We start from the raw sequence: 6,000 nt of genomic DNA, 5'->3' as shown, positions 1-6,000 counted from the left end.
TAGTCGCCCAGCATCATAATCATTTCCAGGAATGGCAAGACTGGGAAATTAATTTTTTGCAACATTTAGCAACCCAAGTAGCGATCGCGATTCAACAATCTGAACTTTATCGTCAGTTGGAAATTGCTAACGAACGTTTGCGGGAAATCGCGAATATTGATAGTTTGACTGGAGTTGCTAATCGCCGTCAGTTTAATCAAGTCCTGATTCGTGAATGGCGACGTTTAGCTCGTGAAGGTCAGCCTTTGTCTTTAATTATGTGCGATATTGACTATTTTAAAAAATATAACGATTATTATGGTCATCCCGCAGGAGATAAAGCCTTGAAAAAAGTGTCTGGTGCGATCGCTGATGCTGCTCAACGATCTGCTGACTTGGCGGCTCGTTATGGAGGCGAAGAGTTTGTCGTGATTTTACCAAATACTGATTACCTTGGTGCCAAAGCTGTTGCAGAAAAAATCCGCTCCTATGTTCGTGCAGTTCGCATTCCTCACGCTCAATCGACGGTTAGTCAGTACGTTACGCTGAGTGTGGGAGTTGCTACGATTATTCCCTTAATCTCTCAGTCTCCCCAAATCTTAATTAAAGCGGCAGATACCGCGCTTTATCAAGCTAAGGCGCAAGGACGCGATCGCCAGGTGCAAGTTATTCTGTGAACTCTTTTTTCTCCTTCAAACCAAATCATCACCATTTTAAAAATAGATTGCATTTATTCGGAACTGCTACTAGCCGGATTGGTACGTCCAGAAACGCTTTCAATTGCAGTTAAAGCTGCTTGAGAACCGGCAATAATATCTCGTTCTTCGCCACCGAGATAAAGCCGTCCGAAGCTACCGACAGCATTAATCTGGAGAATATTAATTAAAGCAGCTTTTTCTGCTTCATTAGCAGCGAGAGCAGCATAAGCCGCAGGTTGTACTTCTAAAATATAAAGACTTTGCCCAGCTAAAATCATTTGTCCGCGTCTGGTGCGATTAATTAATTGAGTTTGGTGGGGATCGATATTGCGAATGATTTGGCTAGAAACTACTCGTGGTTTGAGGCGATCGCGTTCCTTAACTCCTAAAGCCTCTAATATCGCTTTACCCGCAGTTCTCGTTTCGCCTTGGTTGCCAGCATGAACTTCTAGCAATCCGTAAAGTCGTTCCACAAACTGCACGCCTGGGCGTACTCTGGTAGCTTTCAGCGCTACATCAGTAATACGATTAATTTCGATCCCTGGCGAGATTTCGATCCAGAGGGAGGTATCTCCCGGTAAAGGTAAAAATCCTAGTGCTACTGTACCGATATAAGCCGCGTGCTGAGGTTGCAAGCTGTCGATAAATACATAGCTACGCAATTCGATACCCAAGTTGATTTCTCCTTTGATTTTATTAGCTCTACCAGAGTACCAACTTATCAGCGATCGCTGGGGACTGGGGATTAAAGTTGCTATTTCCTTTTTTCAGTTTAATCTTGCCAAAAATAATCAGCGATCGCTGGTTTTTCCTCTGTCTCTAATTGAGGTGATTCCCCGAATAAAACTGAACGTTGGGCGACATTTTCCCGCTCTAATCTTCTGGCGACGCGATCGGGTATTCCATAGCCGTAAATAATATGACCTCGACCAGCAATTACTAAAATTTGATAATCTGGATTTGTTTGATAGAATTGAGCTATTTTCTCTGCCATTGTTTCATCCCATAAAACTTGGGCGGCGAAAAAGTTCTCAAAACTATCGCTGTTACCATGTCCACCTTGATGATGGGTTTGATACACTTTTTGAATCATCTCCCGATAGCTGTGGTTATCGAGACGAATTTGGGCTAAAGGTGGGATATACTTTTGTTGCTCGGATGTCAAACTTGCTAATCCGTTACGGGCAACTTGACGAGTTACTTCACTAGGTGTATTTAAAGCTAAAATTGGTAACTGATTTTCTTTGGCAAAATGAAGTAGGGGGGCGTAGTTTTCCCAAGGAAAACCCCAACGTTGTTCGTATTCGCTTTGGGCGATTAATTCAGCTTCGCTTATTTCTCCAGCGAGGTATTTATCGAGAACATCTTGAAAAGGACGCTGAAACATTTCTAGCGCGATCGCAATTTTTTGATTTTGCTGGTAAAGTCCTTCTAGGATTTCTAGTTGCCCTTGACTATCTGCTTCACTGTTGTGGGTTTCTCCTAGATAAATGATATCTGTTTGGGTCAGTGCTTGTAAAATTTCTTGCTGGGTTGGTTGCGGGGTTTCCATCGCGATTGGAGTAGAAACACTCAAATTACAAACTGGAGTAGTTCCTAACAAAAAAATACTCAAAGTCCAAGCACAAAATTTATTCATTATTAAACAATTTTAACTAATACTAAATTATCTTCTTGTTTAACTTCATAAGTTTTTAGGGGTCGTTCTGCGGGACCCGTTATTACCTCACCTGTGGGTGTAAACTGGGAATCGTGACAAGGACAAGAGAGAATTTTTTCGGATGCTTTCCACTCTACAGTACAACCTCGATGGGTACACAAAGGATTAACCGCAGCGAGACTGTTATCTTCTGGGTTAGATAAGATTAAAACGTCAGCTTGTTCGTCTAAAATTATGCCACCATTTTGCAATTCTTCGGGAGTACCAAAAGCTTGAAAACCATCTTCGCGGATAGTTTTGTCAATTTCAAGTTTGGGACTTGGCTGAGTTGCTTCTGGTTCGCTTGTCGTCTCATTATTACAAGCAGCGATCGCTACTGGTAATGAACTAGCTAAAAAACCGACTCCTACCCAACCTAAAAATTTACGACGATCCATTATTTATTTTCCTCTCTGGAAAAGTTTGCTTTTTAGTTTGATAAAATGAACGCTAGGACAATCCCTCATCCTCATTTATCATCACTGTTTAGCTGACCTCTCGCTTTGCATTTCTTCATCCTAACTGAAATTTGGCAAAAGTAGCTCAAGTTAGAAGATAAGTGAGTCTCCTGACTAAAGCTGAGATGCAATTTATTCGCGATCGCGATATCATGCTGGAGATGTCTCCTGCTCTTACAGCACTAGGAGCGAGTAAGATGACTTGGCTTGATTTTCGCAAAAGATTCAAACAAGACTTTTATCAATTGTACGGTCGTTATCCCACTGAACAAGAAATTGCTGCTGCTGAGGCGAGTTTTCGCGCTTACGCTAAAAAGCATGGCTACACACCACCCAACGAACCAGATCCACACCAAACCTCTGGTTAGTTCGTAGTTGCCCTGTCTTGACTATTCGCTGCGCAAAATAGTTTTCTTGCCTATTGCAAATAACTCAGATGGCTCTAGTTTAAATCTTAGCAGAACTTCTTTCTCTGGGAAGATGAGATTAATTAATTTTTTGACTTAAATTTAACAGCGAACAGAGATCGGAGGCTCTGCTAGTCAGGTTTTCCGAAAATGAGGATGTCTTGAGCTAACTCGTTCTCTGCTATAGTTAATTTTTTTGAGATTAGCTAGAAATTTTTATGCTAATTATTTATTTAGCATAAAAAAGAAATTAAGTCAATAGTAAGAGCAAAAATTGCCAGAAAATTTGTTCAAAGTAGCTAAGTTTTTTCGGCTAAATCATCTTATATTGTATTAGTTAAATTTCTTGGCAAAATCATGTCTGAATTTCCCAAAAATAAGTATATTCGCTGGTTTGAAAATCTCGACTCCAATGACGTCGATCTTGTGGGAGGAAAAAATGCTTCCCTAGGGGAAATGATTCAAGAGTTGAAAAAAAAAGGTATTCGCGTCCCCGATGGTTTTGCGACCACAGCAGAGGCTTATCGTTACTTTTTAGCAGCAAATGAATTAACAGAAAAAATCAAAAATCAGCTCGACAAATTAGCAAAGGGCGAGGAAAATTTAGAAAAAGTTGGTGCAGAAATCAGACAAGTTTTTGCAGGAGCAGAATTTCCGGAAGATTTAGCTAAAGCGATCGAAAAAGCTTACCGAGAATTGAGCGATCGCTACGAGATCGAAACAGTTGATGTTGCCGCGAGAAGTAGCGCTACGGCGGAAGATTTACCATCAGCCAGTTTTGCCGGACAACAAGAAACTTTTCTCAATCTTACTGGGGAAGCAGAGGTGCTTGATGCTTGTCGCAAATGCTATGCTTCTTTGTTTACAGATCGAGCAATTAGTTATCGCGAAAATCAAGGTTTTGACCATTTAAAAGTAGCTCTTTCTGTGGGCGTCCAAAAAATGGTACGCTCCGACAAAGCCTCGGCGGGAGTTATGTTTTCTTTAGATACAGAAACAGGGTTTCCTAATGTAGTAGTAATCGACGGAGCTTGGGGATTAGGTGAAAACGTCGTGCAAGGTAGCGTAACTCCCGATGAATATAAGGTATTTAAACCTCTATTATCAGCAGAAAAAATCCAGCCGATTGTCGGGAAGAAACTAGGAACAAAAGAGAAGAAAATGGTTTATGCCTCCGGTGATAGTCACGCAACAGAAAATCAGAAAACATCAGCAGAAGAAAGGCAACAATTCACATTAACTGATGAAGAAATTCTGCAATTAGCTAAATGGGCGACTGCGATTGAAGCCCATTACGAAAAACCAATGGACATGGAATGGGCAAAAGATGGCGAAACTAGCGAAATGTATATCGTTCAGGCTCGCCCAGAAACAGTTCAATCCCAAAAAAATGCAGCTTCTTTGAAGACTTATCAGCTTAAAGAACAAGGCGAAAAAATCTTAACCGGAATCAGTATCGGCGAAGCGATCGCGGCGGGAAAGGTCTGCCGAATTAAAAGTGCTGAGGATATCGAGAAATTTACCAAAGGTAGTATTTTAGTTACCGAAATGACCGATCCCGATTGGGTGCCAATCATGAAACAAGCCGCAGCAATTGTTACTGATTATGGCGGGAGAACTTGCCATGCTGCGATTGTCAGCCGCGAGTTAGGAATTCCGGCAATTGTCGGCACCGAAAAAGCAACTCATATCTTAGAAGAAGGTCAAGAAATTACCGTTAGTTGTGCTGAAGGTGACGAAGCTTTTATCTATCAAGGTATTTTAGAATACGATGAATCTGATGTAAGTTTGCAGGATATTCCCGAAACAAAAACACAAATTATGATGAACATCGCTAGTCCTTCAGCAGCATTTCGCTGGTGGCGATTGCCAAGTCAAGGCATTGGTTTGGCGCGGATGGAATTTATTATTAATAATACCATAAAAATTCATCCAATGGCGTTAGTTCATTTTAACGAATTAGCAGATCGGGAAGCTCAACAACAAATCGCACAATTAACGGCAGCTTACCCCGATCGAATTGAGTATTTTGTCGAAAACTTAGCTTTAGGAATTGGCAAAATTGCTGCTTCTCAACATCCAAATCCAGTAATTGTCAGAATGAGCGATTTTAAAACCAACGAGTATGCAGATTTAATTGGTGGAAAACAATTTGAACCCCAAGAATCGAACCCGATGTTAGGATTTCGAGGAGCATCGAGATATTATAGCGATCGCTACCGCGAAGGTTTTGCTCTTGAATGTCGCGCAATTAAGCGAGTGCGCGAAGTTATGGGTTTTACTAATGTCATTATCATGATTCCTTTCTGTCGCACCCTCGCAGAAGCAGACAAAATTTTGACAGTTTTAGCTGAAAATAACTTAAAAAAAGGCGAAAACGATTTACAAATTTATGTGATGTGCGAAATTCCTGCAAACGTTGAATTAGCCGCAGAATTTTCTCAACGTTTTGACGGCTTTTCCATTGGAAGCAACGATTTAACTCAATTAGTCTTAGGAGTAGACAGAGATTCTGAGGGACTTTCAGACTTATTTGACGAGCAGAATTTAGCCGTCAAGCGCGTTATTCGTCGCTTAATTGACACTGCTAAGAAAAATAACCGCAAAGTAGGAATTTGCGGACAAGCACCGAGCGATTATCCTGATTTTGCTGCATTTTTAGTTGAAGCGGGTATTGATTCAATTTCTTTAAATCCAGATAGTGTAATTCAGGTAAAACGGCGAATAGCAGAGATAGAAAAAGAATGGCACTAAAGCGC

At 41.0% G+C, this 6,000-nt stretch carries 6 protein-coding genes; 3 read left to right on the top strand and 3 right to left on the bottom strand.

The features are described 5' to 3' along the window. The coding region (locus G3T18_RS19715) for a diguanylate cyclase domain-containing protein (protein WP_224412298.1) at positions 1-656 on the top strand (656 nt) is incomplete at its 5' end. Positions 657-709: 53 nt separating this feature from the next. On the opposite strand, the gene G3T18_RS19710 is transcribed toward G3T18_RS19715, so the two are convergent. From G3T18_RS19710 to G3T18_RS19700, 3 genes are all read right to left on the bottom strand, one after another. After that, positions 710-1,351, bottom strand: coding sequence for a hypothetical protein (locus G3T18_RS19710; protein ID WP_224412297.1), 642 nt, complete (start codon positions 1,349-1,351; stop codon positions 710-712). A gap of 98 nt (positions 1,352-1,449) precedes the next feature. Then, positions 1,450-2,316 (bottom strand): ChaN family lipoprotein, encoded by an 867-nt coding sequence (locus G3T18_RS19705; protein WP_224412296.1) that lies wholly within the window; start codon positions 2,314-2,316, stop codon positions 1,450-1,452. A 2-nt stretch (positions 2,317-2,318) separates the two neighbouring features. Continuing rightward, positions 2,319-2,774: a QcrA and Rieske domain-containing protein gene (locus tag G3T18_RS19700; protein WP_224412295.1), complete on the bottom strand. Its 456-nt coding sequence runs from the start codon at positions 2,772-2,774 to the stop codon at positions 2,319-2,321. 161 nt (positions 2,775-2,935) lie between these two features. Here G3T18_RS19700 and G3T18_RS19695 point away from each other — a divergent pair, with 161 nt between their 5' ends. Beyond that, entirely contained in the window at positions 2,936-3,202 is a 267-nt protein-coding gene (locus G3T18_RS19695; protein WP_224412294.1) for a hypothetical protein, read from the top strand. A 396-nt stretch (positions 3,203-3,598) separates the two neighbouring features. Next, complete coding sequence (gene ppsA / locus G3T18_RS19690; RefSeq protein WP_224412293.1) at positions 3,599-5,995, top strand: phosphoenolpyruvate synthase; 2,397 nt, start codon at positions 3,599-3,601, stop codon at positions 5,993-5,995. Positions 5,996-6,000 lie beyond the last annotated feature (5 nt).

The sequence above is a fragment of the Oscillatoria salina IIICB1 genome, from assembly GCF_020144665.1.
In the GTDB taxonomy this organism is placed as follows: domain Bacteria; phylum Cyanobacteriota; class Cyanobacteriia; order Cyanobacteriales; family SIO1D9; genus IIICB1.
The sequence above is the reverse complement of the archived record's forward strand: the minus strand, read 5'-3'. Positions and strand labels throughout refer to the sequence as shown.

What these genes read in the sequence shown, in the direction of transcription:
- G3T18_RS19705 (WP_224412296.1), bottom strand. Translation starts at nt 2,316, where the DNA reads ATGAATAAATTTTGTGCTTGGACTTTGAGTATTTTTTTGTTAGGAACT.
- G3T18_RS19700 (WP_224412295.1), bottom strand. Translation starts at nt 2,774, where the DNA reads ATGGATCGTCGTAAATTTTTAGGTTGGGTAGGAGTCGGTTTTTTAGCT.
- ppsA (WP_224412293.1), top strand. Translation starts at nt 3,599, where the DNA reads ATGTCTGAATTTCCCAAAAATAAGTATATTCGCTGGTTTGAAAATCTC.